Source organism: Vibrio sp. 10N.222.55.A1, from assembly GCF_041473835.1.
Classification (GTDB): domain Bacteria; phylum Pseudomonadota; class Gammaproteobacteria; order Enterobacterales; family Vibrionaceae; genus Vibrio; species Vibrio crassostreae_C.
The window spans coordinates 43,603-70,241 of the sequence record NZ_JBFRSX010000030.1 but is presented as its reverse complement, the minus strand read 5'-3'; the positions used below and the strand labels follow the sequence as shown (position 1 = coordinate 70,241).

The following is a 26,639-nucleotide window of genomic DNA, read 5'->3' as shown; positions in this document are numbered from 1 at the left end:
ATGTTGTGGCTTTATCTGCACTTTCCATCTCTGCAGTTGGATACCTTGTTTAACTCTAATGAATTGGGTTCGAGCGAAGACTCACGCGAACAACCTATTATCATCGTGGATGAAAAAGATCACCATGTACTGCAAGCAAACCCAGCTGCGCTGCAATCGGGAATTTCGCTTGGTATGGGCTTAGGGTCTGCAGCAGCTTTGTGCCACAACTTACACGTCCACCCTTACAGTATTGAACTGGAGAAAAGTAAGCTTAAAGAGATCGCTCAATGGGCGTATCTGGTCACTTCCGACATGGCGTTATTGCCACCTAATGGTTTGTTGATTAAAGCCTCTAACATGCTGTCACTTTACGACGGGCTAGATAACTACTGGCATGAGCTCAAAAGCCACTTAGAAACGCTCAATATCCAGTTCAACTTTGCGACGGGTTATTCGCCGCTTTCTGCGATCCTTTTGGGTAAGCAAGCGATCAACCAAGCAACAAACAATATTGAGCAGATGAAAACTTGGGTCAATCAACAAGCATTAATTTCCAGTGAGCTACCGACCAAGCAAGTGGAACGCCTGAACCGTGTCGGTATCAATACCGTTGAAGACTTATTAAAGCTGCCTTTGCAAGAGGTCGCACGCCGCTTTGATATCGACTTGGTGAATTATGTCGGTCGCCTTAACGGCCAGTTCAAGCACCCGATTGATTTCTATCATCCACCAGAGAATTTCCAGCAATATTTGGAGCTATTGTTTGATATTGAAAACATCCTATTTATCGAAAAGCCGTTGCTGAAATTACTGAATCAACTCGAATGTTTTTTGAAGCTACGCGATCGAGTGGCTTTCGAGTTAACTCTGACTTTACACCTAAGAGATAAAGACGATCACCCTGTCTCTTTTTATTCGGCACAAGGTGATTACCTTGCTGAAAAATGGGCGAACCTTACTCATCTCACCTTAGAGTCACTCAAGCTCACCGCACCGGTTCAAGGACTGACCCTCAGCTTGGTTCGTCATGGAGAACCCCAAATGGCCTACCATGATCTTTTTGATGGTAATACCGGAACACTTGCCGCGTTAGATTTGCTCTCACTACTGCAAGCAAAGCTTGGACAAGCCTGTATTCAAACACCAAAAATACAGCACGACCCAAGGCCAGAAAAGGCCAATCAGTATTCGCTCCCAACACTGAGTAAGTCTGTGACAAAAAGGCAAACACCCCCAGAGAGCGAGCAACAAACCATAGCTCTCAGCGTCGTTCAACAGCGGCTCAGGCCCAGTATTTTACTGCCAGAGCCCGAAGCCTTAACCGAAAGCGTCACCTTATCTCAAGGCCCAGAGCGCATTGTGTCTGGCTGGTGGGACGGAGAGAAGGTCATTCGTGACTACTTTATTGCTCACAGCGAAAACGGTCGGTGGCTCTGGATATTTAGAACGCCAGATAAACAGTGGTTTTTGCACGGCTTATTTAGCTAGTCGGTAAGAACGTAAGTCAGCAAGAAACTTTGTTAGCTCCTCCGTTCTACTTATTCAATTTCAGCGTCCCTTTTCAATCATGTTCACTCGCAATGGTTAAGTGAGATTACGTTATGTCTCAGCAATACTCAGAGCTTTTCTGTCAAAGTAATTACTCCTTTCTAGAGGGAGCTTCGCATGCGGAAGAGCTTGTTTTACAGGCCGACTTCTTACGTTACAAAGCACTCGCGGTTACTGATGAGTGCTCAGTCGCGGGCATCGTTAAGGTTCACTCTGCAATCAAGCAACATAAACTGTCACTCAAGCAAATTGTCGGGAGCATGTTTTGGTTAAATGAAGAGTGCCAAGTGATCTTGATATGCCCAAACAGACAAGCCTACGCCGAGCTGTGCCGTATAATTACCAACGCGAGACGTCGTAGCAGTAAGGGACATTATCAGCTCTCTGAGTGGGATATCATGTCGGCTAAGCACTGCTTTATTCTTTGGCTTCCTCAACAGAAAAATGAAGACGCGCATTGGGGGAAATGGCTCTCCCAGCACCATTCAGGTCGGCTTTGGATCGGCTTACAAAGACACCTAAAGCAAACCGACCAGCAGTACACAGATTACTGCGTTGAGCTGTCACAACATCATCAACTGCCGATAACAGCTTGTGGTGGCGTGCTAATGCACAATGCTAACCGCTTACCCTTACAGCACTCACTCACTGCGATAAAGTACCAAAAGCCCATTACCGAAGTGGGCAGTCACTTACTCGCTAATGCCGAGCGCTGTTTACGGAGTATCAATAAGCTCTCTCATATCTTCAAAGCGGAGTGGCTAGAAGAGAGCAACCGTATCGCTGAGCTGTGTGAATTTGATTTAAATAGCTTGCGATACGAATATCCCAGTGAGCTGATTCCTCAAGGGGAGACACCCATGAGTTATCTGCGCATGTTGGTCGAAAAAGGAAAACAGACTCGCTTCCCACAAGGTGTACCTAACGACATCCAACAAATCATAGATAAAGAATTGGGATTAATTGACGAGCTTGACTACCCTTTCTTTTTTCTCACCATTCATGACATCGTGATGTTTGCCAAAAGCCAAGGCATTCTTTACCAAGGTCGAGGTTCAGCGGCCAATTCCGTGGTCTGTTACTGCTTAGAAATCACCTCTGTCGACCCAAGACAGATCTCGGTGCTGTTTGAGCGTTTCATCAGTAAAGAGCGCGATGAGCCGCCTGATATTGATGTCGATTTTGAACACGAACGTCGTGAAGAAGTCATCCAATACATCTATAAAAAATACGGTAGAGAACGGGCTGCACTTGCTGCAACAGTCATCTCTTATCGCTTCAAAAGTGCGGTGAGAGATGTGGGGAAAGCATTAGGGCTACAAGAAACTCAGCTCGACTACTTCATCAAGAACACCAATCGCAGGGACAAAAGCTTAGGTTGGCAGGCTCAGCTCACTCAATTAGGGCTACAACCTGATTATTTGAAGGGGCAGCAGTTTATCCACTTGGTTAATGAGATTATCGGCTTCCCACGTCACTTATCTCAACATGTCGGTGGCTTTGTCATATCCTCAGGGCCTTTGTATGAGCTGGTTCCCGTCGAAAATGCAGCGATGCACGATCGAACCATTATCCAATGGGATAAGGATGATCTAGAAACCTTAGGCTTGCTGAAAGTTGATGTGCTCGCGTTGGGTATGCTCTCTGCGATTCGTAAATGTTTCGACCTGATCAAACGTATTCACGGGCGATCACTGACCATTGCTGAGATCACTCGCCTTAAGGACGATCCTCAGGTTTACGGCATGATTCAGCGAGCAGACACAGTCGGGATATTCCAAATTGAGTCACGCGCACAAATGAGCATGCTGCCAAGGCTTAAACCGAAGACTTATTACGACTTGGTGATTCAAATCGCTATCGTACGCCCAGGCCCTATTCAGGGTGATATGGTGCATCCGTTTCTCAAGCGTCGAGATGGCATTGAGCCAATCAGTTATCCATCTAAAGACGTGGAATCAGTACTGTCGCGCACCTTAGGTGTACCGATATTCCAAGAGCAAGTGATCAAACTCGCGATGGTCGCTGCAGGGTTCACAGGCGGAGAAGCAGATCAACTCAGACGGGCAATGGCCGCTTGGAAGAAAAATGGCAACGTCTTTAAGTTTAAAAACAAACTCATCGAAGGAATGCAAAAGCGCGGCTATGAGACAGAGTTTGCTGAGCAGATCTTTAAACAGATATGCGGCTTTGGCGAGTACGGTTTTCCTGAAAGCCACTCCGCTTCGTTTGCGGTGTTAGCGTATTGCTCCGCTTGGTTGAAATGCTATTACCCTGAATGTTTCTACGCTTCTCTGTTGAATAGCCAACCGATGGGGTTTTATAGCCCCTCACAGTTGGTACAGGACGCACAACGACATAATGTGGTGATACTTCCGGTATGTGTGAACGCTTCTCAAAACGACCACACGGTTGTCTCTCATCAGAATGGTCTAGCGATTCGCTTAGGACTGCGACAAATCAAAGGATTCAGCGAGCATGGGATTCAAAGCGTGCTCGCCAATCGTCCACCATCCGGTTATCGCCACCCTAGTCAGGTGAAACAGTTATCGATGAATAAGAAAGATATCGAGCTACTGGCATCGGCCAATGCGCTACATAACGTTTCTGGAGACCGCTTCCAGACTCGCTGGGCGATCATGGACTCGGCGTCGGATTTACCTCTGTTTAGCCAAGCCTATGACGATGCTGAGGCAGGACATGACGAACATGTACTGCACAAGCCCAATGAGATGCAAGATCTACTCGAAGACTTCACCAGTGTCGGAATTTCATTGAACAAGCACCCCATCACTTTGCTCGAAGAAGCAGGACGATTAGGTCGATTCACACACATGAAAGATTTAATACAGCAAAGACACAAATCTATGGTCACCGTTGTCGGATTAGTCACAGGTAAACAATCTCCCGGCACCGCGGCAGGTGTCACCTTTGTTACGCTGGAAGATAGCACTGGCAATATTAATGTCGTGGTATGGGGAGCAACCGCACGCGCTCAACAGCAAGCTTATCTCACAGCCAAGGCGTTAAAAGTACAAGGGATATTAGAAAAAGAAGGTGAAGTCGTGCATGTTATCGCGGGAAAACTTATCGATATTACCGATGAAATTGTTGGCTTGAAAACCAAATCTCGGGATTTTCATTAGCGAAGTACCAACTGTTCTCAATCGATCATTGGCTAAAGAAAAGAGAGAAAGAAAAACGAAAAAGGGAAGCATCCGCTTCCCTTCAATTCCAGTTGTTGAGTTATGACTCAACTTCAGCTTCCGTACGTCTTTTCTTAAATTCCCTATACAGTAATAAGCTCAAAGTCATGACGACTTTAGACGTTAACCATATCATTAAGAGGAACTACCTTAGATTGTGTGTGAAAAATTACGCTAGTAGTTGAGCATATTTCGTTAAGAAAAATATGCTGCGTGAATATTAGCGAGCGTTTTCTATAAGGTCACTCAAAACAAACCGTACAGCAGCATTAATTATAAAATCTGACGCATTCGCTCTTGAGTCACTTCAACCAAGAGGTCTGGCTGGAACTTAGAAATAAAGCGGTTACACCCTACTTTCTCAACCATAGCTTCATTAAAACTTCCACTTAATGAAGTATTTAGCGTGATGAATAGGTCATGCATTCTTGGGTCAGTACGTACTTCGTGTGTCAGCTTGTAGCCGTCCATTTCAGGCATTTCAGCATCGGTGATCATCAACAATATTTCTTGATTGATGTCTTTGCCTTCATCACACCAGCCCTTAAGTAAGGTCAGTGCTTCTAAGCCATCACAACACTCAATAATGTTCAAACCCAACTGCGACAAGGTGCCTTTGATCTGGTTACGCGCTGTTGAAGAGTCATCAACGATAAGCACATTGCGTCCTATCATCTCCTGAGCTAATTGTTCATCTAAAACGCCTTCAGAGATCGAGACATCGTAATCAATGATCTCAGCCAACACTTTCTCAACATCGATGATCTCGACGATCTTGTGCTGCTCTTCTTCTTGAATATGCGTAATAGCGGTTAGGTAGTTTGCACGGCCTGTTGTCTTTGGCGGCGGCTGGATTTCTGTCCATGTCGTGTTCACGATATTACGAACTTGCCCAACCAAGAAACCTTGTACGGTTCGGTTGTATTCCGTAATAATCAGGTTGCTCTCTTGAGACTCCGCACGAGATGGCGGAAAGCCAATGGCACTGCGTAAATCGATAACAGGCACCGATTCACCACGTAAAGACGCAACACCCGTAATATGATGATGAGAGCCCGGTAAGCGAGTGAGTACTGGCACTTTGAGGACTTCTTTCACTTTAAATACGTTAATCGCAAATAGTTGACGACTATTTAAGCTGAATAACAAGAGTTCCAGACGGTTTTCACCGACCAGTTTGGTTCTCTGATCAACCGAATTTAAAACGCCAGACATACAACACCTTAGTGACAAATAATAACTGTGGCTACAATAGCCTACTTCAATAGGTTAAAGCAAAGCGCCAATGCACAGAATGCTTAAACTAAGTACAACAAATGATGTTATACAAAGCTTAAGTACATGGAAAGGTTTCGGGTGAGGCTAAAAGACGAGTATAAGGAGTTAACCTTCAACAACTTTCATTAACAGTTGGCCATCGTATAAGGCCTGCTTGATGAGCGCAGCACCTGGCATGGTTGCCTGCTTATAAAAACGAGATTCCACCAGCTCTAAGTCTTTATGGTAAACCGATAGACTCTGCTCTTCGATACACTTTTGAATCGCCGGGTATAACACGCTCTTCGCCTGATTGATAACACCACCCACCAAGATTTTCTCTGGGTTGAACAGGTTAATCACAATCGCAATCGCAGAACCTAGATAACGGCCTAACTGTTCAATCACTTCGACAGCCAGCGGATCCCCATTAGCAGCGGCAGCACAGATCTGTTCAATAGTGACGTCTTCAAACACCGTTAGCGTTGATTCTTCACCATTTACCAATCGCTCTTTGACTTGCTCACGGATTGCCTGAGAACTCGCCACCGTTTCTAAACAGCCTCGATTACCACAGTGGCAAAGCTTGCCTTCCTTGTCGATCTGGATATGCCCCAACTCACCGATGTTACCGTGACGTCCTTGCAGAACGCGACCATCAAGAATGATCCCGGCACCTAAACCGTGGTGAATCGAGATAAGAACAGAGTTGTCGTTGTCTTGTGAGTTACCAAACAGCTTTTCTGCTAATGCCCACGCTCGGGTATCATTGGCAATAAAAACTGGCAAACCGGTTTCTTTGTAGATCTCCGGCCCCAACGCTAAGTTTTCAACGTTATAGTGCGGCATCTGCAACACAATACCTTGCTCTGAATTCACCAGACCTGGCAGTGTGATAGCGATACTCGTCACCCTGTCGAGTTGCTCGGCATAGGTTTGGAAGAACTCATCGATTTCATGGAGAAGACGCGCAAGCACATCGTCTTGATCACGTTCATGGATATCAATCTTGGTATCGATAAGCACGTCGCCGCCCAATTCATGGAGCGCGATCGTCAAGTATCCGCGACCAAGACGCATCGACAAAAATTGCCAACCTTCGTTATTGGTTTGCAGACCGACAGCAGGACGCCCACGAGTCGTGGCTTCTTGAACCGTCGTTTCGTGAATAAGGTGAGCTTCAATGAGTTCACGGGTAATTTTAGTAATACTCGCCGGAGCCAACTCACTTTGCTTGGACAGATCGATACGAGAAATAGGACCTTTAAGGTCAATTAGTTTATATACACGACCAGCATTGACCTGTTTGATATGATCAATATGGCCCGGTTGAGCCATGTACATTTTACGCTCCAGAAATCATCAACGAGGTAATTTTTTTACTTTGCGAAGTAATTGTGAAGTCACTTGGTATATCGCCGTGACCAGTATCACGTATATACATGAATCTTTGTGTATCGAGTCAAATAGTTCGAGGAAAATTAACACCCACATCGATAATTTGCGACTTAATTTTCAGAATAAAACATCGCGTTTGAGCCCTGAATTCAATAATTAAAGGCAAATCAAGAAATATCCTCCTAGCTCCCAATAAATTATCAATTAATGCATATACTTAATTCAGTCTTTTAAAAGATTACTTGGCCTCACTCTAGGAGTATTCATGACAGCCGAATTAAGAAAAACGAAAATCGTCACAACGCTAGGCCCTTCTACTGATAAAGGTAACGTGCTTGAAGAGATCATCAAAGCCGGTGCCAATATAGTCCGTATGAACTTCTCTCACGGCACCAGCGACGACCATATACAACGCGCAGAAAAAGTCAGAGCAATAGCAAAAAGACACGGTACTCAAATCGCCATTCTCGGAGACTTACAAGGTCCCAAGATTCGTGTGTCGACATTCAAAGATGGCAAAATCCAACTTGCCGTAGGCGACCTGTTCACTCTCGATAGCAGCCTAGGTTTAGGTGAAGGCAATCAAGAAGCCGTTGGCCTTGATTACAAAGAACTGCCTAACGACGTATCCGCCGGCGATATACTGTTGCTTGACGATGGTCGTGTTCAACTCAAAGTAACCAAAGTGGAAGGCTGTCGCGTTCATACCGAAGTCATCATTGGCGGCCCACTCTCAAATAACAAAGGCATCAACAAAAAAGGGGGTGGCCTTTCCGCAGAAGCGCTAACAGAAAAAGACAAGCGCGACATCGTCACCGCCGCACAAATCAAAGTGGATTACCTAGCGGTGTCTTTCCCTCGTAATGGTGAAGACATGCACTATGCTCGTCAGCTTGCACGAGAAGCCGGCTTAGAAGCTCACCTCGTCGCAAAAGTGGAGCGAGCAGAGACAGTAGCTACAGTTGAGAACATGGATGACATCATAATGGCCTCAGATGTGGTCATGGTGGCTCGTGGTGACCTCGGAGTGGAAATTGGCGACCCTGAGTTAGTCGGAGTACAAAAACAGCTTATACGCCGTGCCAGAGCGCTTAACCGAACTGTCATCACCGCAACTCAGATGATGGAATCAATGATTTCTGCGCCAATGCCAACCCGTGCCGAAGTTATGGATGTTGCCAACGCCGTACTCGATGGCACCGATGCTGTGATGCTGTCTGGTGAAACTGCAGCTGGTGACTACCCAGTCGAGACCGTAAAATCGATGGCTGAAGTCTGTATTGGTGCGGAAAAAATGGCAGGCATTAATAACCAATCCAATTACCGTATTGACCGCACCTTTGTTACTGCCGAAGAAACCGTTTCGATGGCGACCATCTACTCTGCAAACCATATGGAAGGCATTAAAGGCGTTGTCACTCTAACCGAGTCGGGCCGCACTGCACTGATGATGTCTCGCCTAAGTGCTGACATGCCTATTTACGCGCTGTCTCGTAACGAAGGAACGCTTAATCGCTGTACCTTGTACCGAGGTGTAACACCTATCTACTTCGAGACAGAAGCCAAAGACAGCTTTGATATTGCACTATCAACGTTAGATTGCCTGAAAGAAGAAGGATACCTTAAGTTTGGCGACCTAGTGATCGTCACCCAAGGAGACATTATGGATGTAGCAGGGTCAACCAACTGTATGAGAATCTTGCCTGTCACCTAATATTTGACCTTAAGGCGAAACGATTCGCCTAATCTCAAAAACTTAAAAGGGTTATCGAACCAAGTTCAATAACCCTTTTTCATTTCAGAACACGACTCACTACAATCTGCTTAAACAGCATAACGAGCTCACAGCATGCTAGCTCATCAACTTCGGGAATTAGTTACCCGCAGCAATGGTGGCTAACTGTGGCATATGCGAGTTGCGAGCGTTTTCCGTTGAGGTATAGGTCTCCACAAATCGGTAACCGGCTTCTAAACCCAATTCGTAATCATGCAGTAAATCATCTTTATGACTCATTAATGAGCTCGATTTAAGCGTTTGACTAGGTGCTATCTGAACCACAAACGCGTCGTCTGGTGGCGAATTCAAAAAATCCTGAGTCAATGAGTAGGTCTGATAATGCACCATCAGCATGTCAGCCAAGCCTGAATCAAACTTATCGCCAATCAAATGACTTAAGCGATAAATATCATCTGCACCAAATAGCCAGCGACCACCGTTCAGCAGGTCTAAATGCCCACGGTCACGCTTCTGCTCTTTTGAGCGCATAATTTGTTGTTGGAAGAAAGAGGTCCAATCGGTTTTCCACTGCTCCACTTTCTGTTGCCAATGACCTTGAACACTGTCGAAAGATTCGCGAAACCACTCCAGTTCTTCGGCAGAGATTGGTTTAGGCGCTTTGACTGAAGATCCCTTAACTGGTGCTTCAACCAATTGGGTATTACCTTCCTCAACCACTGGCTCAGTACGAATCACTACAATAGAACGGGCTTGTCTTCGCCACGCTTCCTGAACTGGGATACACGCCGATACACCACCGTCCACATAAGCACTGTCACCAATAAAGACTTCATCATTGTACAAACGAGGAATGGCGCAGGTCGCAATCATCACCTTGTACCAATCTTCACCCAATAATGGGAAGTAGTGGTCTCGTAAGTCTTTGGAATCCGTTACAGCCGCATAGAAGTGGCGATCGCCTAGCGTTTGCCGCCCTAAATCCAGATCGAGCTTATATGGGTAAGCCATAATTTGTTCTAGTGCCCATTCTAATCCTAGGTTCTTTCTGTGTCGTATATAGGAAAAGAGATTGAAGAACTCTGGTGAGGTTGTGAGGGCGAGAACAAAAGAACGGCCAAGGCCTTTATCACGGCACAGATAAGCGCATAAGTTGAGAGCACCTGCTGAGGTACCAAAAAATTCGTCGAAGGGGTCAAAATTTGAGAGAAGAAAGGCATCCAGCACTCCAGAAGTAAAAATACTTCTCTGTCCGCCACCTTGAGCGACCAGTGCTGTTTTTCCAGCAATAAACTTAGCGTAATAATCCAAGTCTATTGCTGTATCAATATTGGTTATAATCCCACTATTCATTATTCCCTGAGTATCAAAACTCAGCCTCGCAATAGATGGTATTAACTACCAATCGCAATAAAGCCAAATGAAAGAATGATCATGTAGATAAACACGGTAATTTGTAGGGCATTTTTCAGATTATGGTCCATAGACACCTCTGGCTTGTTATTAATTTGTCGAGTCTCTATTTAAGTACTATCAGGTGTGTGAAGTATCTTCAAGAATCGTCGAAATTAGTCGCACAATATTGATGTAACCATCACAATTAGTATGTGTATGGATAAGGATATACTCATGAATAACAAAGCAAATATGATGGCACTGATTACGCTTCTCTCCGTTTCAAGCGCGTATGCTTCGCCGGAGATCATCATTACACCTATGGTAGGTTATACCGGCGGTGGCAGTGTCGAAGACCAGGACGGTAAAACCTATGACATGAAAGGCTCTGAAAATTACACCTTTGCCATTGAAACGCCACTTGAAAAAGGACGCATCGGCTTCTTCTACTCCAATCAGAGCTCGGAATTAGAAACGCTCAACCTAAGCTCCTCCATCCAATACCTGCACCTTCAAAGCAGCATCTACTACCCTGCTTCGCCTGTGTTGTCGGGTTATCTAGGGCTAGGCCTGGGTGCTTCTTACGTCGATGTAGACTGGGCAAAAGATAAGTATGGATTCTCAACTTCTATCTTTGGTGGCTTAGAGTACAAATTTAGTGACCGACTAGCGTTGAACACACAAGTACGTTGGTTAGGCACGGTTGTCGACAACGATACCTCCGGTGTTTGTAATATCCCAAATAACGGGCAAGAGTGCATCATTCGCTTTGATACTGACTGGATGAACCAATTCCAAGCCAATGTCGGACTGAGTTTTACTTTCTAAGTGGCTCAATGAAGCAAAATATAAGATCGGCCCAAACGAAAAAACCAGCTAAATGCTGGTTTTTTCATTATTAAAACGGTTTTAGTTCAGGTTAGAACTTATAGGTAACACCTAAAGCGCCGCCCACTTGCAACTCAACACCTTTATACATATCGAGTTCAGGGTGAACTTGAGCGTAAGCATTCCAACCTTCGTAGAAATTCACTTTCACGCCTAACGGCAAGCGTAAGCCAAAGTCGTCATTCCATTCAGCCCAAGCACCAGCACCGACGTACCAGCTCAACGGAGCTTCAGTCTCGAACTGACCACGCTTCAAAATGTAATCAAAGGCAGCGCCGTCATTGCCAATCGTAGCACGGTATTTCTGATCAAATTCCACAACGACACTCAGGTCTTGGTCAATGGCGAGTCCCACTTCCAAAGCTGGAGCTTCAGAAGCTTGAGCAAACGAGGCTCCGCTGCAGCACATAAGGCCGATCAAGTAACGATGTTTCATAATATTCTCAGACTGTATTTAAAAAACGGAAGTCTACTGGAATCTCAGCAAAAGGTGTCATCGCTGGGTAAAAGATAAAAGACACGAAAAATTTAAGAGCAACCATCAACTGATCGAGTTGAATGATAAGTATCTGAGTTAATGGAGATTAAGCACAATAGATCTTTCATAGAGCAGAAAACAAAAAAGGAGGCCTTTCGGCCTCCTTTCAATTTATTGAATCAGAGAATTAACCGTTGTTACGGATCCACTCATCCATGTCTGTCTTAAGGTTGTCAGACTTAGTACCGAAGATAGCTTGTACGCCACCCGCTACTACTACAACACCTGCAGCGCCTAGTTTCTTCAGCTTGTCTTGGTCAACAAGAGCTGTATCAGCTACTGCAACACGTAGACGAGTAATACAAGCGTCAAGACCAGTGATGTTCGCTTTACCACCGAATGCAGCAACTAGCTCACCAGCAAGTTCAGAACCAGTCGCAACTGACTCTTCTTCAGTCTCGTCTTCACGGCCTGGAGTTTTAAGGTCTAGAGCTTTAATCACAGTGCGGAATACGATGTAGTAAATTGCAGCGTAAGCAATACCACATACAACCATTAGGCCCATCTTAGACGCGTTGCCAGATAGAACTAGGAAGTCGATTAGACCGTGTGAGAAAGATGTACCGTGTACAAAACCTAGAGTGTTCGCAAGAACGTATGCAGAACCAGCTAGTAGAGCGTGGATTGCGTACAGTACTGGAGCAACGAATAGGAAAGAGAATTCGATTGGTTCAGTGATACCCGTTAGGAATGAAGTCAACGCAGCAGAAGCCATGATGCCCATTACTTTAGCGCGGTTTTCAGGCTTAGCTGAGTGTGCAATCGCGATTGCAGCAGCAGGTAGACCGAACATCTTGAACATGTAACCACCAGCTAGCTGACCGAAGCCATTGCCCGCTGCACGAGATGCGTCATCAGCAACTAAGTAACAAGTAAGAACACCGTTTTGAGTTTCGCCAGCAGCGTTTACACAAGTACCAGCTTCAAAGAAGAAAGGTACGTTCCAAACGTGGTGAAGACCAAATGGAATTAGAGAACGCTCAACGATACCGTAGATACCAAACGCCACTTGTGGGTTTTGGTGAGCAGCCCAATCAGAGAACGCAGAGATAGCGCCGCCAACTGGTGGCCATACTACAGATAGTAGGATTGCTAGACCAATCGCAGAGAAACCTGTGATGATTGGCACAGCACGCTTACCAGCGAAGAAGCCAAGGTACTCTGGTAGTTGAATACGGAAGAAACGGTTGAATGCCCAAGCAGCAACACCACCGACTAGGATACCACCTAGCACACCAGTATCGATTTTATCAACGCCCATTACACCAGCCATTACGCCAAGTGTAGCCGTCATGATGCCGTAACCAACGATAGCAGCTAGACCCGCTACACCATCGTTGTTAGTAAAGCCAAGTGCAACACCTACTGCGAACAGTAGTGCCATTTGACCGAATACTGAACCACCAGCTTGTTCCATTAAGTTTGAAACGATTTCTGGAATGAAAGGAAGATCTGCTGCACCGACACCTAGCAAAATACCCGCAACTGGTAAAACTGATACTGGAAGCATCAGAGACTTACCAACTTTCTGCAGGCTAGCAAAAAGGTTCTTAAACATGTTTATGCTCCTGATAAAGATAAAATAATTATATTGGGTTCTAACGGCACACCCCCGTAGCCTATATGTTAGCACCCTGCGAAAATGTAACCATGTATTGCATTATATTTTCTGCCGCTAAATATATATTGATGGGGAACTAACTTTCTAGTCACTTACGAAATTTAGTTTCAAAATACGTCTTGGATCACATGTCAAATCTAGAAATGCAATCCTTTACAAGCATTTAATCAATTGAAATATATAAGTATTTTTCAATAGTCCTATTATTTTACTGAGTAAATAAAATAGGAGCGAATGTTATTTTTAGTAACAAAATTACAAATGTTATAATTAGCGCTCTCAAGTTCAACATAATTCGTAAACATTAAAAAAAAACGTATTTTTAGTGATCAAAAACACAAAAAGGGAGCTTTCGCTCCCTTTTATTTGTTTACTTAGATTTTTATCGCAAAAAAAGTTTTTGGTAATTTTTGGTCGTTTGTTCGGCAACCTCTTTCATCGACACACCTTTTAATTGCCCAATGTAGGCCGCCACTTCGACGACATATGCAGGCTGATTCTGCTTCCCACGATATGGAATGGGCGCCAAATATGGAGAATCTGTCTCGATCAGCAACCTGTCTAGCGGTAGGTTCTTAACAACTTCTTTAAGTTCTGTAGCCTGCTTAAAGGTCACAATGCCTGAAATTGAGATATAGAAACCTAGTTCCATTGCTGCTTCAGCGAACGCTTGATCTTCGGTAAAGCAGTGAATCACACCACCACACTTCTCAGCTCCGCCATCACGTAAAATAGCTAATGTGTCTTCACGTGCGTTACGAGTGTGAATGATCAAAGGTTTATTCAGCTCAACGGCTAACTCAACATGCTGCTTAAATCGTAGCTGTTGCAGCTCCGCCGTCTCTGGTTGGTAGTGATAATCTAAACCTGTCTCTCCAATCGCCACAACCTTAGGGTTGCTCGCGTATTCACGCATTGTCTCTAGGCTGAAATCACTTTCAACATCGAGAGGGTGAACGCCACAAGAGGCTTTAACGTTATCAAACGGCGAGATCATCTCGAGCATATTTTCAAACGAATCGAGTGTCACACCGACAGAAAGCAATTGGTCTACGTTAGCAGCCTTCGCCTTGTTAACCACATCTTCTACGCTGGTGTGTAAATCTTGGTAATCCAGTTTGTCTAAATGACAGTGGGAATCTACGAACATGTTTCCTCGCAAGTGGCTATCAGCCAATTCATTATGAGTAGCTCCGTATTGAGCCCAGGGTGTTGCTTTAACTGCTCAATCAATGTCAGCAGTTTATTCGATGCTGCATAAGCACTTTGATAAGACATCGCCTCACACAGTGCTTTCGCACTCGGAGTGAAAGCCTGATTCGCCAAACCAAAATGCAGCTTCTGTACATCTGACAATAGATGCCAAAGCCAGCCAAGTTGAATCAAAGGGTCTTTGCTAAGCTCTGTAGAGAACTTTAGCATGTCAGGTTGAGTGCCTTTTATCACATTCACAAAGCCATCGAGCGCTTTTGTTGAAGCTTCAACGCCACCTTGCTCAAACATCGCTTTTGCTTTTAAAGGCGCGTTGTCATTGAGTGCTAAAATATACTGCGGTACCGCTTTGCCCACTTCACCATCTAACCACGCTGATGCTGTCTCTAACTGCGGACTAACCACATTGAATTGCTGACAACGGCTAATAATAGTCGGCATTAAGCGATTACTGTTACGAGTAGACAGAATGAAGATGCACTTGCTTGATGGCTCTTCCAGAGTTTTCAATAGTGCGTTGGAAGCCGATTCGTTCATTGCTTCAGCAGGGTTAAGCAAAATAACGCGCAAACCACCTAACTGAGAAGACTCTTGAGCCCAGCGGTTACTGGCACGCACTTGATCAACCGTGATCGACTTACCTTCTTTCTCGGGTGAGATCACATGAAAATCAGGATGACTGCCCGACTTCATTAACTCACAGCTGTGGCAAAACCCGCACGACTCGCTTTCATAGTTCGTGCACATCAATGCGTCGGTAAGTTGGCTAATCAAAGCATCAACGCCGAGCCCTTCCGGTGCATTAACAATCACAGAGTTAGGAAAACGCTCCGCATCGAGACTTTTTTTCCACTCACTCCATACCGGTGTGAGCCAAGAATACACTTCAGCCATGACTACCTACTGTTTGTCGAGCCAAGCAGTTAGCGCGACTTTAATATCAGCGGCTACTTGCTCAATTTCTTGCTGCGCGTTAATCACAAGTACAGAATCATCTTGTTCTGCAATTTCTAGATAGCGCTCACGCGTGCGGTCGAAAAATGAGATGTCCATCTTTTCAATTCTATCAAGCTCACCACGGCCTCTAGCACGCTCTAGCCCTACTCTAGGGTCTAGGTCCAAATATAGCGTTAGATCGGGTTTAAAGCCGCCTAGCGTGGTTGCTTTCAGTGATTCCATAGTCGTGCGCGCGATCTGGCGACCACCACCTTGGTATGCCTGTGAAGACATATCATGACGATCACCCAATACCCATTGACCATTGGCGAGTGCCGGCTTGATGACGTTCTCGACTAATTGAACACGTGCTGCATACATCAACAGCAATTCAGTCATGTCTTGAAGCTTCTCGCCTTCGTGCTCTTCTTTAACCAATGAACGCATCTTTTCAGCTAAGACAGTACCACCCGGCTCGCGAGTATTAACAATATCTTCAACACCCGATGCTTTTAATGTCTCAACGATGGCATTGATTGCTGTGCTTTTGCCAGCGCCTTCAAGGCCTTCAACCACGATAAATTTCGACTGATTCATAATTATTTCTTTATCTGTTTTTTCTTAATTGCTTTAAGTAAGCTCGCACTGCACGGTTATGCTCAGTCAAACTCTTTGAAAATACGTGCCCACCTGTTCCACTCGCAACGAAATACAAGTAGTTGCTCTTCTCTGGATTCAACGCCGCGTTGATAGACGCTTTGCCTGCCATAGCGATAGGTGTCGGTGGCAAGCCACTCATTGTATAGGTGTTGTAAGGCGTTGGCGTGCGTAAGTCTTTCTTACGGATGTTGCCATCGTAGCTGTCACCCATGCCATAGATAACCGTTGGGTCAGTTTGCAAACGCATACGCTTGTTTAGACGGTTAACAAACACAGAAGAAACACGCTCACGTTCTGACGCAACAGCGGTCTCTTTCTCAATGATAGATGCAAGAATTAACGCTTCGTATGGCGATTTAAGAGGCAGCTTATCCGCTCGATTTTCCCACTCTTCATTCACCACGCTCATTAGGTCTCGATGCGCGCGCTTCAACAAATCTAAATCAGTGGTGCCGTAGGTGTAGTGATACGTTTCTGCTAAGAAGAGACCTTCTAGCTTTTCGTTTTCAATACCCAACTTTTCAGCGATCTCTTTTTCAGAAACGCCATCCAATGTCTGTTGAATGAATTCGTTGTCTTTTAGCTGAACAAGCCATTCGTCAAAACGACTGCCTTCAACAAAGGTAATAGTAAACTGGTGTTCTTTCCCTTCTACAAGCACCTGTAGCGCTTGCTCTAAGGTTAAACCCGGTTCAAGCAGGAAAGTACCCGCTTTTACGTCTACAAGCTCAGGATGTAACTTACGGATTAATTTCTCGTAAGGAGAAGCCTCAAACAGCCCCTCGTTAATCAACTGGGCTAGAACGCGGTTAAAGCTGCTACCTGAAGCAACAGTCACGACTTGTGGTTTTTCTAATTGAATAACTTGTTTCAGGTTATCTTGCGCTTGGTTGTAAACATAAAAACCAGCAGCACCGGCTGCAATTAAGCACAAGATAATAAAAATAAATAACTTTTTGATCACGAGTTTAGTTGTCCTTGAAGGCTACGAGTAATGGTTCCAATGTTAAATTGGGTATCACTAATACGGGTAACTGGGGCAACCCCTAAAATGGAGTTTGTCATGAAAACCTCATCAGCTTGCATGAGTTGAGATAAGCAGTAGTCACTAATTGTAACGGAAAGTTCAGCCTGATTCAGCGCGGTTAACACTTGCTTACGCATAACCCCCGCGACACCACTTTGAGTGAGTTGAGGTGTGTATATCGACTGACCTTTGCGCCAGAACAGATTGGCCATGGTGGTTTCAATCACATTGCCCGATATATCAAGAACCACGCCATCCACTTCATTAGCTTGACCCATTTCATCTTTCATCAAAATCTGCTCAAGGCGATTATTGTGCTTATGGCCAGCCAGTAGTGGGCTCAAACCTAGCGCTTGATGGCAGATACCGAGTTCAACACCGGAGTCTTGCCACGCTGAATAATGGCTTGGGTAATCAAAGGTACTGATGGTGATTGTCGGCTTGGCGATATTCTTGGTACTGTAGCCACGCCCACCCGCTCCACGACTAACGTGCAGCTTGATCCCTGCTTTTTGATTATGAGGCTTGTTGGCGTTATGGAGCTTCTTTGAACCATCAAGGCTCTTTGTGCCATGAAGAGCGTTATGTTGGATGTGTTGAAGCGCAGTATCGAGCCAAAGACTAACAACATCCCAATCAAGAGCAGAAATGCGTAGTGCTTTAAGGCACTCGTCGACACGGTGCTGATGATCGTGAAGATGTTGTATCTCACCATCACTCACGAGCATTGTCGTAAAACAGCCGTCTCCGTACTGAAACGAGCGATCCAAAATATCGATAGTTTGCTGGCTTTCTCCATCAACCCAAAACATGTTTTTCCCCATAAAAAGAAACGGCTCAATGCTAAAGCATCAAGCCGTTTAAAAACAAGTCTAATTGTGACTATCTACGAGTGTTTACGTCTTTAATAAGATGATTAAATCTTTTTGAAGATCAAACAGCCGTTTGTACCACCGAAACCGAATGAGTTACATGCAGCATATTCCATGTTGCTAACTTCACGCGCAGTGTGAGGTACTAAGTCAATATCTAAGCCTTCTTCAGGATCATCTAGGTTGATTGTTGGTGGAACAATTTGGTCAACCAGAGACATAGCCGTGATGATAGCTTCAGCAGAACCAGCAGCACCTAGAAGGTGGCCTGTCATTGATTTCGTAGAAGAAACCAATACTTGCTTGCTGCCTGCTTCGCCAAGAGCACGCTTGATGCCCTTAACTTCCGCTACGTCACCTGCAGGAGTCGAAGTACCGTGTGCGTTTACATAACCGATTTGTTCACCAGTAATGCCAGCATCACGCATAGCCGCTTCCATTGCTAGTGCGCCACCTGAGCCATCTTCACTTGGAGATGTCATGTGGTAAGCGTCACCCGACATACCGAAGCCAACTAGCTCACAGTAAATCTTAGCGCCACGAGCTTTCGCATGTTCGTACTCTTCAAGAACCATCATGCCTGCACCGTCGCCAAGAACGAAGCCATCACGGCCTTTGTCCCATGGACGAGAAGCTTTTTGAGGCTCATCGTTACGAGTAGAAAGTGCTTTAGCCGCACCAAAACCGCCCATACCTAGTGGAGTTGATGCTTTTTCAGCACCACCCGCTAGCATTGCGTCTGCATCGCCGTATGCAATCATACGAGCCGCGTGACCAATGTTATGTAGGCCAGTCGTACATGCAGTAGAAATCGCGATGTTTGGACCGCGTAGGCCACGCATGATAGACATGTGACCAGCAATCATATTCACGATCGTCGACGGTACGAAGAACGGGCTGATCTTACGAGGGCCTTTTTCAGTTAGAGCTTGGTGACCGGCTTCGATCAAACCAAGACCACCAATACCAGAACCGATAGCAACACCCACACGTGGAGCGTTTTCTTCAGTAATAGTTAGGGCTGAATCATCTAAAGCTTGAATACCTGCTGCGACGCCGTACTGGATGAACAAGTCCATCTTACGAGCATCTTTTTTAGTCATATACTCTTCGCAGTTAAAGTCTTTAACTAGACCTGCAAAACGAGTTGAGAAATTGGTTGCATCAAAATGATCGATATTAACGATACCACTTTGACCAGCTAGCAGGGCTTTCCAAGAAGATTCTACAGTGTTGCCTACCGGTGACAACATACCCATGCCAGTGACAACTACACGACGCTTGGACACGATTTTACACTCCGGGGATTGAGGTGATTTAAGATGAGGATAGATGAGTTAGATAAAACACAGGCGGTCGAGGTGACCGCCTGGGAGAGATTATTACTGAGCGCTAGTTACGTAATCGATAGCTGCTTGAACAGTAGTAATTTTCTCAGCTTCTTCATCTGGGATTTCAGTGTCGAATTCTTCTTCTAGAGCCATTACTAGCTCTACTGTGTCTAGAGAATCTGCACCTAGGTCATCAACGAAAGAAGCTTCGTTTTTAACTTCAGCTTCGTCTACACCTAGCTGTTCAACAATGATTTTCTTTACGCGTTCTTCGAGGTTGCTCATTTTTTCTTTTCCTTTACAGAGTTCGCTTTATGCGATGTTTTCCGTAGTTTATTCAATCTATTGAAAGTTGCAAGGTCAACTTTTCTGGTCAAACCACAATTTTCACGATTTTAACCGAAATTACGTATGATCTTGACTTAAATCATGCACAAATGTTGCACATAATTTACACCATGTACATACCGCCATTGACGTGAAGTGTTTCACCTGTGATATAAGCTGCCGCAGGTGACGCCAAAAATACCACAGCTTCAGCGATTTCGCGAGGGTCACCTAGTCGACCTGCTGGTACATTCGCCAAAGTTGCTGCACGTTGGTCATCATTTAGCGCTTTAGTCATGTCAGTTTCGATGAAACCAGGAGCTACAGTGTTCACTGTAACGCCACGAGACGCAACTTCACGAGCCATTGATTTAGTAAAACCAATTACGCCTGCTTTTGCAGCTGCGTAGTTAGCTTGACCAGCGTTACCCATAGTACCTACTACAGAACCAACGTTTACGATACGGCCTTGACGTTTCTTCATCATGCCACGCAATACAGCTTTAGACATGCGGAAGATAGGCGTTAGGTTAGTATCGATGATGTCATTCCATTCGTCGTCTTTCATACGCATCAGTAGGTTATCACGAGTGATACCTGCGTTGTTAACTAGAATGTCAATCGCACCGAATTCATCGTTGATGGTTTTCAGTGTAGCAGCAATTGAGTCAGTATCCGTTACATTAAGAGCAAGACCTTTACCGTTCTCACCAAGGTACTCGCTGATTGCAGCTGCGCCGCCTTCAGATGTCGCAGTACCGATAACTTTAGCACCACGCTCAACTAAAAGTTCAGCGATTGCACGACCGATGCCACGGCTTGCGCCTGTAACTAGTGCAACTTTGCCTTCTAAATTCATCATAACTTCTCTATTAAGTGGTTATTTACTTAGCAGCTTCTAGTGATGCAGTGTCATTAACTGCAGCAGCTGTCATAGTTTTTACGATTCGTTTTGTTAGACCAGTAAGAACTTTACCAGGGCCTAATTCAAGTAGCTTCTCAACGCCTTGCTCATTCATCGCTTGTACGCCTTCAGTCCAACGAACTGGGCTGTACAGCTGACGAACAAGTGCGTCTTTAATTTTTGCAGGATCTGTTTCAGCGATAACATCAACGTTATTGATAACAGGCAATGCTGGCGTGTTGAACTCTAGAGCTTCTAGAGCCACCGCTAGCTTGTCTGCTGCTGGCTTCATCAGTGCACAGTGAGACGGCACAGAAACAGGTAGCGGAAGTGCACGCTTAGCGCCCGCTTCTTTACAAAGTGCACCAGCACGCTCTACTGCCGCTTTGTTACCCGCGATAACAACTTGGCCAGGAGAGTTAAAGTTAACTGGAGACACAACTTCGTCTTGCGCAGCTTCTTCACACGCTTTAGCAATCGCTTCATCGTCTAGACCGATGATTGCGTACATTGCACCAACACCTGCAGGAACCGCTTCTTGCATCAGTTGACCACGTAGTTCAACCAGCTTGATCGCTTCTTTAAAGTCGATAACGCCGGCACATACAAGTGCAGAATATTCACCTAGGCTGTGACCTGCTAGATTTACAGGTTGCTCTAGGCCAAGCTCTTGCCATACACGCCAAATTGCAACAGACGCTGTTAATAGAGCCGGTTGAGTGCGAAAAGTTTCATTTAGATTTTCTACAGGACCATCTTGAACCAATGCCCATAGATCGTAACCAAGTGCTTCTGAAGCTTCAGCAAATGTCTTTTTAACAACATCATACTGTTCGCCTAGGTCAGCAAGCATACCGATAGCTTGAGAGCCTTGGCCTGGGAATACGATAGCAAATTTGCTCATTGTAATTTTCCTTTAAGCAAAGCAAAAAATTGAATAAGGCACATAAGTTATGTGCCTTGTTTGTTGATTATCGCTTAGGGTTAGAATTTAACTAACGCAGAACCCCAAGTGAAGCCGCCGCCAAATGCTTCAAGTAGAAGCGTTTGACCACGTTTAATTCGCCCGTCGCGAACAGCCTCATCTAGGGCCGTTGGTACGGTAGCTGCTGACGTGTTGCCGTGCTTATCAAGAGTAATCACTACTTGATCAAGCGACATCGTCAGCTTTTTAGCGGTTGCCGAGATAATACGGTAGTTCGCTTGGTGTGGAACTAACCAATCAAGCTCTGACTTATCCATATTGTTCGCCGCTAAGGTGTCTTTAACTAGCTTAGAAAGCTGAGTTACCGCCACTTTAAATACTTCGTTGCCCGCCATGTGCAGCCATTTGTCTGCATCACCGCCGCGCTCTGGTACTTCTAGGCTTAGAAGCTCACCGTATTTACCATCAGAGTAAATATGAGTAGACAAAATACCTGGCTCTTCGCTTGCGCCTACAACCACCGCGCCTGCTGCATCACCAAATAGGATGATAGTAGAGCGGTCAGTCGGATCACAGGTTTTTGACAGTGCATCCGCACCAATTACCAAAACGTTCTTACACATGCCAGTCTTGATGTGTTGATCAGCAACAGACAGTGCGTAGACAAAACCAGAACACGCTGCAGCCAAATCAAACGCAGGGCAGCCTTTGATACCAAGCTTGCCTTGTACCTGACATGCCGAAGACGGGAATGTGTGGCTACTGCTGGTTGTCGCAACGATGATTAAATCAATCTCTTCTTTGTCGATACCTGCCATTTCAATGGCATTTTCAGCAGCGTAAAACGCCATATCAGCAACGGTTTCGTTTTCCGCTGAAATACGACGCTCTTTAATACCCGTTCTAGCAACGATCCACTCATCGCTAGTCTCTACCATTTTCTCTAAGTCTGCGTTAGTACGCACCTGAGATGGCAAGTAGCTGCCAGTACCTAAAATTTTGCTATACATGAAGACTAATAATGCCTCTCGAGTAAAACCGCTTCCAAACGATCGCTAATGCGGCTGGGGACTTGTCGTTTGACCTCGTGTACTGCTTCACCAATCGCGTTGACGACTGCAGACACATCAGCACTTCCATGACTTTTAATGACAATGCCGCGCAATCCTAACAAACTTGCGCCGTTATACTGGTCGGGGTTCAAGGTTTTTAATTCAGTAAATAGCTCAGAAAACAGCATTCTGGCTATCCAACCCTTTATTGTTGAAGCCATCATGCGCGTTTTTAGCTTATCAATAAAGAGCTGAGCCGTACCTTCGCACGTTTTTAAGCAGACATTGCCCACAAAACCATCACATACGACGACATCAGCAGCATCTTGAAGTAATTGATTACCTTCAATATAGCCTATGAAGTTCACAGACTGGGTATTAGACAACATTTCAGCGCATCGTTTTACAAGGTCATTGCCTTTAATTTCTTCTGCACCGATATTCAAGATAGCGACACGTGGTGCGCGACCTAAATGTTGTTCTGCTAATGCACTGCCCATGACAGCAAACTGAAAGAGTGAATCTGCGTCACTAGAAACGTTCGCCCCTAAATCAAGCATCCATGTGCGATTTCCGGATGCAGTAGGCAAAGCTGAAACCAATGCAGGCCTATCAATACCGGGAAGAAGCTTGAGTCTGAAACGGGATAAAGCCATCAGTGCGCCAGTGTTACCACCACTCACACAAGCATCAGCCTGTGATTCGGCAACCAGATCGATAGCGGCACGCATAGAGCTACCCTGACTATTACGTAAGGCTAGTGAAGGTTTTTCAGAATTGGAAATGACTCGATCACAATGCTGGATACTCAAACGAGAATCAGGCATTCGACCTAATGAAGATAATTGAGATGTGATCGCGTTTCGATCACCTATTAGAATGACTTTTAGCTCTGGGAAATACGACAGTGCCTGCACGGCGGCAGGCACTGTTACACGAGGACCGAAGTCCCCGCCCATTGCATCAAGCGCAACGGTTAGATTTTGCAAAGGTCAACCTTACTTGTTGATAACCTTTTTGCCGCGGTAGAAACCTTCGGCAGTCACGTTGTGACGTAGGTGAGTTTCACCTGAAGTTGCGTCTACAGAAAGTGCAGCTGTAGTTAGCGCATCGTGTGAACGACGCATGCCACGCATTGAACGTGATTTCTTGCTCTTTTGTACGGCCATTGACCCTACTCCTATGTAAATTCTTAAAGAAGCAATTACTTCTTTAAGCTTTTTAAAACATCAAATGGATTCGGCTTTTTGTCTTCCTCAATTTCTTCAGGAAGTTCACCAAACACCAAGTTATTTGAGTTAACGCTACATTTCGCATCGTCGTGCATTGCTATTTGTGGCAATCCAAGGATGAACTCGTCTTCAACTAATTGAATCAGGTCTAACTCACCGTACTCGTTCAGATCTACCAAATCGTACTCTTCCGGTGCTTCCTCTTCACTTTTCTCACTGTAAACAGGAGTATAAGTAAATTGGACATCGCACTCATGTGCGAAAACCTCATTACAACGTTGACACTCTAAATCGACTTCGACGTTAGCTTTACCAGAGATAACGACTAATCGTTGTTCATCAAGCCCAAATGACATTGAGACTTGCGCGTCACGTTTTACGCCTTCAGTTGCTTCAGTTAAACGCTTCAAAAGACTGACCTGGATGATACCATCCATATCGAGTCGTTTTTGAGCCGTTCTTGCCGGATCAACTGTACGCGGTATTTTTTCCTTTTGCATAGGGCGCGAATCTTATCTTCCAAATCGTGTTTAGTCAAAGGAAATGGCAAAAAAAATGTACTTTCCTGCCTTTCCTATTCAGAGCATTATGAATAGCAGGACAAGTTACGTTATCCTGAGATAAATGCTTCCTTGAATTGTAAATTAAAATGAGAAATTACCAACTAGTTTTAGCCTCTACATCACCATTTAGGCAAGAGATCCTCAAAAAACTACAGTTAAGCTTCATTACAGCCAAGCCAGACTGCGATGAAACGCCGCTTCCTGAAGAGACGCCTCAACAGCTGGTGATGCGCCTTGCTGAGACCAAAGCTAAGTCTTGTGTTGTGGAGCAACCTAGCTTAGTCATTGGTTCTGATCAGGTTTGCGTAATTGATGGAGAGATCATTGGTAAGCCTCACACTCGAGAAAAAGCGATCGAGCAGTTATCTCGTCAAAGCGGCAAGAGCATTACTTTTTATACTGGGCTTTCGGTTTGGAACAACGAAACCAATGAAGCTGACACACGTCTCGACACCTTTGTAGTGCATTTCCGCGATTTAACTAAGCAACAGATCATTAGTTATGTTGAAAAAGAGCAGCCTTATTACTGCGCAGGTAGCTTTATGTGTGAAGGGTTAGGCATCGCGTTGTTTAAACAGATGGAAGGGAAAGACCCAAATACTTTGATCGGCTTACCGCTGATCGATCTAGTCGATATGTTAGAAGCGCAAGGAATGGGTGTACTATAACGGATACGCTCTCTTTGTTAGAGATTCCCTACTCCTTCCTTCGTCAGTCTAGGGAATGGCGGAACACGCAATTTTATCTAACCAACTAATGATATAGAGCGTGATTTTAAAAAGTCGTCATCCTCAAGAGCGAGGAACGAGCGACTTGGGGATCTTCTACAACAGATGAAAACAAAAAAGGTTGACGATATTCGTCAACCTTTCTCATTTATGGATACTGAAGAACAAATTTAGAGGCACTCTATACCTTCGTATCTCGTATCTTCTTAAAGCTTACGTAAACCAGTTAGGGCTTTCTCTAGCCTTCTTTCCATTGGCGCCGAGATATCCATCTTCTCTTCACTACCTGGGTGTGTGAACTTGATGTTTGCTGCATGTAGGAACAGACGATCAAGACCAACCTTACCCGTGTAAGCGTCAAAACGACGATCACCGTAGCGATCATCCCAAGCAATTGGGTGACCAGTATACTGAGCGTGCACACGAATTTGGTGTGTTCGGCCTGTAATTGGGCTTGCTTGAATCAACGTCGCCTCTTGGAATTTTTCTAAAACCTTAAAACGGGTTTCAGAAGCTTTACCATTCGGGTTAACTCGAACAATGCTGTTCACTTCATTTTTCAACAAAGGTGCGTTGACGACTTTGCAGCTGTTCTTCCATTCGCCCATAACTAAAGCGAAGTAGTATTTTTGAACCGTTTTTTCACGGAACTGTGCTTGAAGGTGTCTTAGCGCCGAGCGCTTCTTAGCAACAAGCAAAATGCCAGACGTATCTCTATCGATACGGTGCACTAATTCAAGAAAACGAGCATCAGGGCGAAGAGCACGTAATGCTTCAATCGCGCCAAATTTTAATCCGCTACCACCATGAACAGCAGTGCCAGACGGTTTGTTAAGAATTAGCATGTGATCATCTTCATAAATGATGCACTGTTCTAATTCTGAAACCTTGTTGAGTTTCGTGCTCGGCACGTTCTCTTCTGTTTTCTCTTCAATAGTAACCGGAGGGATACGAACTAAATCGCCAGCTTTTAGTTTGTACTCAGCCTTAATGCGTTTTTTATTTACGCGGACTTCGCCTTTACGCACGATTCGGTAAATCATGCTTTTCGGGATGTTTTTTAATTGGTTGCGTAAGAAGTTATCAATACGCTGACCAGCCATATCTTCGTCAATGTCGACGAATTGGACTTGGGTTCTAATTTCGCTCATTGCGCTATTGTATCACTGTCACTTTTGATAATTGAGATTTTCTTAGCCCTATTCCGAACTTATTTATCCCTAATCCTTACCGATCTATCCCAAAATGGTCGCCGAAGTTCTATATTTCTTTGATTCTTCGAACAAAAAAGCACCAAGATTC

At 44.9% G+C, this 26,639-nt stretch carries 25 protein-coding genes; 5 read left to right on the top strand and 20 right to left on the bottom strand.

Annotated elements, in window-relative coordinates; translation table 11 throughout:
• Positions 1-1,470 carry a DNA polymerase Y family protein gene (locus tag AB4493_RS09685; protein ID WP_372154918.1) on the top strand — a complete coding sequence of 490 codons (1,470 nt, stop codon included), beginning with the start codon at positions 1-3 and terminating at the stop codon, positions 1,468-1,470.
• 113 nt (positions 1,471-1,583) lie between these two features.
• Positions 1,584-4,676: an error-prone DNA polymerase gene (locus AB4493_RS09680; protein WP_372154917.1), complete on the top strand. Its 3,093-nt coding sequence runs from the start codon at positions 1,584-1,586 to the stop codon at positions 4,674-4,676.
• A 333-nt stretch (positions 4,677-5,009) separates the two neighbouring features.
• Here AB4493_RS09680 and AB4493_RS09675 read toward each other — a convergent pair whose 3' ends face one another.
• A complete protein-coding gene (locus AB4493_RS09675) occupies positions 5,010-5,951 on the bottom strand; it encodes a chemotaxis protein CheV (protein ID WP_017062139.1) in 942 nt (313 codons plus the stop codon).
• A gap of 168 nt (positions 5,952-6,119) precedes the next feature.
• Complete coding sequence (locus AB4493_RS09670) at positions 6,120-7,337, bottom strand: ROK family protein (protein WP_372154916.1); 1,218 nt, start codon at positions 7,335-7,337, stop codon at positions 6,120-6,122.
• 319 nt (positions 7,338-7,656) lie between these two features.
• On the opposite strand from AB4493_RS09670, the gene pyk reads away from it, so the two are divergent.
• Positions 7,657-9,105, top strand: a complete 1,449-nt coding sequence (gene pyk / locus AB4493_RS09665) for a pyruvate kinase (protein ID WP_102321122.1) — start codon at positions 7,657-7,659, stop codon at positions 9,103-9,105.
• A 159-nt stretch (positions 9,106-9,264) separates the two neighbouring features.
• Here the strand turns inward: pyk and AB4493_RS09660 are convergent, their stop codons facing one another.
• Together AB4493_RS09660 and AB4493_RS09655 are read right to left on the bottom strand one after the other, a co-directional pair.
• Positions 9,265-10,479 (bottom strand): patatin family protein, encoded by a 1,215-nt coding sequence (locus AB4493_RS09660; RefSeq protein WP_372154915.1) that lies wholly within the window; start codon positions 10,477-10,479, stop codon positions 9,265-9,267.
• Between the two features lie 41 nt (positions 10,480-10,520).
• Positions 10,521-10,610: a YnhF family membrane protein gene (locus tag AB4493_RS09655; protein ID WP_100214626.1), complete on the bottom strand. Its 90-nt coding sequence runs from the start codon at positions 10,608-10,610 to the stop codon at positions 10,521-10,523.
• A 145-nt stretch (positions 10,611-10,755) separates the two neighbouring features.
• On the opposite strand from AB4493_RS09655, the gene AB4493_RS09650 reads away from it, so the two are divergent.
• Complete coding sequence (locus tag AB4493_RS09650; protein ID WP_017067207.1) at positions 10,756-11,349, top strand: outer membrane beta-barrel protein; 594 nt, start codon at positions 10,756-10,758, stop codon at positions 11,347-11,349.
• Between the two features lie 91 nt (positions 11,350-11,440).
• Here the strand turns inward: AB4493_RS09650 and AB4493_RS09645 are convergent, their stop codons facing one another.
• From AB4493_RS09645 to yceD, 15 genes are all read right to left on the bottom strand, one after another.
• On the bottom strand, positions 11,441-11,845 hold the full coding sequence (locus AB4493_RS09645) for a hypothetical protein (RefSeq protein ID WP_017062144.1): 405 nt from the start codon (positions 11,843-11,845) through the stop codon (positions 11,441-11,443).
• Positions 11,846-12,074: 229 nt separating this feature from the next.
• Positions 12,075-13,505: a PTS glucose transporter subunit IIBC gene (ptsG, locus tag AB4493_RS09640; RefSeq protein ID WP_017062145.1), complete on the bottom strand. Its 1,431-nt coding sequence runs from the start codon at positions 13,503-13,505 to the stop codon at positions 12,075-12,077.
• Between the two features lie 445 nt (positions 13,506-13,950).
• Positions 13,951-14,718, bottom strand: a complete 768-nt coding sequence (locus AB4493_RS09635) for a TatD family hydrolase (protein ID WP_017067206.1) — start codon at positions 14,716-14,718, stop codon at positions 13,951-13,953.
• A complete protein-coding gene (locus AB4493_RS09630) occupies positions 14,709-15,674 on the bottom strand; it encodes a DNA polymerase III subunit delta' (RefSeq protein WP_017062147.1) in 966 nt (321 codons plus the stop codon). Before AB4493_RS09630 ends, AB4493_RS09635 begins: the two co-directional genes overlap by 10 nt.
• A gap of 6 nt (positions 15,675-15,680) precedes the next feature.
• Entirely contained in the window at positions 15,681-16,313 is a 633-nt protein-coding gene (tmk, locus tag AB4493_RS09625; RefSeq protein WP_017062148.1) for a dTMP kinase, read from the bottom strand.
• A gap of 10 nt (positions 16,314-16,323) precedes the next feature.
• Positions 16,324-17,340: an endolytic transglycosylase MltG gene (gene mltG / locus AB4493_RS09620; protein WP_017062149.1), complete on the bottom strand. Its 1,017-nt coding sequence runs from the start codon at positions 17,338-17,340 to the stop codon at positions 16,324-16,326.
• On the bottom strand, positions 17,337-18,215 hold the full coding sequence (pabC, locus tag AB4493_RS09615) for an aminodeoxychorismate lyase (protein WP_372154914.1): 879 nt from the start codon (positions 18,213-18,215) through the stop codon (positions 17,337-17,339). The genes mltG and pabC overlap by 4 nt, the downstream gene beginning before the upstream one ends.
• A gap of 104 nt (positions 18,216-18,319) precedes the next feature.
• Entirely contained in the window at positions 18,320-19,564 is a 1,245-nt protein-coding gene (gene fabF, locus AB4493_RS09610; protein WP_010437291.1) for a beta-ketoacyl-ACP synthase II, read from the bottom strand.
• 93 nt (positions 19,565-19,657) lie between these two features.
• Positions 19,658-19,891 (bottom strand): acyl carrier protein, encoded by a 234-nt coding sequence (gene acpP / locus AB4493_RS09605; RefSeq protein WP_004737381.1) that lies wholly within the window; start codon positions 19,889-19,891, stop codon positions 19,658-19,660.
• Positions 19,892-20,057: 166 nt separating this feature from the next.
• Complete coding sequence (gene fabG, locus AB4493_RS09600) at positions 20,058-20,792, bottom strand: 3-oxoacyl-ACP reductase FabG (protein WP_029235138.1); 735 nt, start codon at positions 20,790-20,792, stop codon at positions 20,058-20,060.
• A gap of 25 nt (positions 20,793-20,817) precedes the next feature.
• Positions 20,818-21,741: an ACP S-malonyltransferase gene (gene fabD / locus AB4493_RS09595; protein WP_017063479.1), complete on the bottom strand. Its 924-nt coding sequence runs from the start codon at positions 21,739-21,741 to the stop codon at positions 20,818-20,820.
• A gap of 80 nt (positions 21,742-21,821) precedes the next feature.
• Positions 21,822-22,772, bottom strand: coding sequence for a beta-ketoacyl-ACP synthase III (locus tag AB4493_RS09590; protein WP_017054985.1), 951 nt, complete (start codon positions 22,770-22,772; stop codon positions 21,822-21,824).
• A gap of 5 nt (positions 22,773-22,777) precedes the next feature.
• On the bottom strand, positions 22,778-23,803 hold the full coding sequence (plsX, locus tag AB4493_RS09585; RefSeq protein ID WP_017062152.1) for a phosphate acyltransferase PlsX: 1,026 nt from the start codon (positions 23,801-23,803) through the stop codon (positions 22,778-22,780).
• A 9-nt stretch (positions 23,804-23,812) separates the two neighbouring features.
• Positions 23,813-23,983: a 50S ribosomal protein L32 gene (gene rpmF / locus AB4493_RS09580; protein WP_004737376.1), complete on the bottom strand. Its 171-nt coding sequence runs from the start codon at positions 23,981-23,983 to the stop codon at positions 23,813-23,815.
• Between the two features lie 35 nt (positions 23,984-24,018).
• Positions 24,019-24,546, bottom strand: coding sequence for a 23S rRNA accumulation protein YceD (gene yceD / locus AB4493_RS09575; protein WP_017062153.1), 528 nt, complete (start codon positions 24,544-24,546; stop codon positions 24,019-24,021).
• A 149-nt stretch (positions 24,547-24,695) separates the two neighbouring features.
• Here yceD and AB4493_RS09570 point away from each other — a divergent pair, with 149 nt between their 5' ends.
• Positions 24,696-25,277 (top strand): nucleoside triphosphate pyrophosphatase, encoded by a 582-nt coding sequence (locus AB4493_RS09570; RefSeq protein WP_017067204.1) that lies wholly within the window; start codon positions 24,696-24,698, stop codon positions 25,275-25,277.
• Between the two features lie 266 nt (positions 25,278-25,543).
• Here the strand turns inward: AB4493_RS09570 and rluC are convergent, their stop codons facing one another.
• Positions 25,544-26,488, bottom strand: coding sequence for a 23S rRNA pseudouridine(955/2504/2580) synthase RluC (gene rluC / locus AB4493_RS09565; protein WP_017054981.1), 945 nt, complete (start codon positions 26,486-26,488; stop codon positions 25,544-25,546).
• Between the last annotated feature and the right edge of the window lie 151 nt (positions 26,489-26,639).

Bases quoted from the DNA above. Each gene is read 5' to 3' on its own strand.
- AB4493_RS09685 (WP_372154918.1), top strand. From the start codon at position 1: ATGTTGTGGCTTTATCTGCACTTTCCATCTCTGCAGTTGGATACCTTG.
- AB4493_RS09680 (WP_372154917.1), top strand. From the start codon at position 1,584: ATGTCTCAGCAATACTCAGAGCTTTTCTGTCAAAGTAATTACTCCTTT.
- AB4493_RS09675 (WP_017062139.1), bottom strand. From the start codon at position 5,951: ATGTCTGGCGTTTTAAATTCGGTTGATCAGAGAACCAAACTGGTCGGT.
- AB4493_RS09670 (WP_372154916.1), bottom strand. From the start codon at position 7,337: ATGTACATGGCTCAACCGGGCCATATTGATCATATCAAACAGGTCAAT.
- pyk (WP_102321122.1), top strand. From the start codon at position 7,657: ATGACAGCCGAATTAAGAAAAACGAAAATCGTCACAACGCTAGGCCCT.
- AB4493_RS09660 (WP_372154915.1), bottom strand. From the start codon at position 10,479: ATGAATAGTGGGATTATAACCAATATTGATACAGCAATAGACTTGGAT.
- AB4493_RS09655 (WP_100214626.1), bottom strand. From the start codon at position 10,610: ATGGACCATAATCTGAAAAATGCCCTACAAATTACCGTGTTTATCTAC.
- AB4493_RS09650 (WP_017067207.1), top strand. From the start codon at position 10,756: ATGAATAACAAAGCAAATATGATGGCACTGATTACGCTTCTCTCCGTT.
- AB4493_RS09645 (WP_017062144.1), bottom strand. From the start codon at position 11,845: ATGAAACATCGTTACTTGATCGGCCTTATGTGCTGCAGCGGAGCCTCG.
- ptsG (WP_017062145.1), bottom strand. From the start codon at position 13,505: ATGTTTAAGAACCTTTTTGCTAGCCTGCAGAAAGTTGGTAAGTCTCTG.
- AB4493_RS09635 (WP_017067206.1), bottom strand. From the start codon at position 14,718: ATGTTCGTAGATTCCCACTGTCATTTAGACAAACTGGATTACCAAGAT.
- AB4493_RS09630 (WP_017062147.1), bottom strand. From the start codon at position 15,674: ATGGCTGAAGTGTATTCTTGGCTCACACCGGTATGGAGTGAGTGGAAA.
- tmk (WP_017062148.1), bottom strand. From the start codon at position 16,313: ATGAATCAGTCGAAATTTATCGTGGTTGAAGGCCTTGAAGGCGCTGGC.
- pabC (WP_372154914.1), bottom strand. From the start codon at position 18,215: ATGTTTTGGGTTGATGGAGAAAGCCAGCAAACTATCGATATTTTGGAT.
- acpP (WP_004737381.1), bottom strand. From the start codon at position 19,891: ATGAGCAACCTCGAAGAACGCGTAAAGAAAATCATTGTTGAACAGCTA.
- fabG (WP_029235138.1), bottom strand. From the start codon at position 20,792: ATGAATTTAGAAGGCAAAGTTGCACTAGTTACAGGCGCAAGCCGTGGC.
- fabD (WP_017063479.1), bottom strand. From the start codon at position 21,741: ATGAGCAAATTTGCTATCGTATTCCCAGGCCAAGGCTCTCAAGCTATC.
- AB4493_RS09590 (WP_017054985.1), bottom strand. From the start codon at position 22,772: ATGTATAGCAAAATTTTAGGTACTGGCAGCTACTTGCCATCTCAGGTG.
- rpmF (WP_004737376.1), bottom strand. From the start codon at position 23,983: ATGGCCGTACAAAAGAGCAAGAAATCACGTTCAATGCGTGGCATGCGT.
- yceD (WP_017062153.1), bottom strand. From the start codon at position 24,546: ATGCAAAAGGAAAAAATACCGCGTACAGTTGATCCGGCAAGAACGGCT.
- AB4493_RS09570 (WP_017067204.1), top strand. From the start codon at position 24,696: ATGAGAAATTACCAACTAGTTTTAGCCTCTACATCACCATTTAGGCAA.
- rluC (WP_017054981.1), bottom strand. From the start codon at position 26,488: ATGAGCGAAATTAGAACCCAAGTCCAATTCGTCGACATTGACGAAGAT.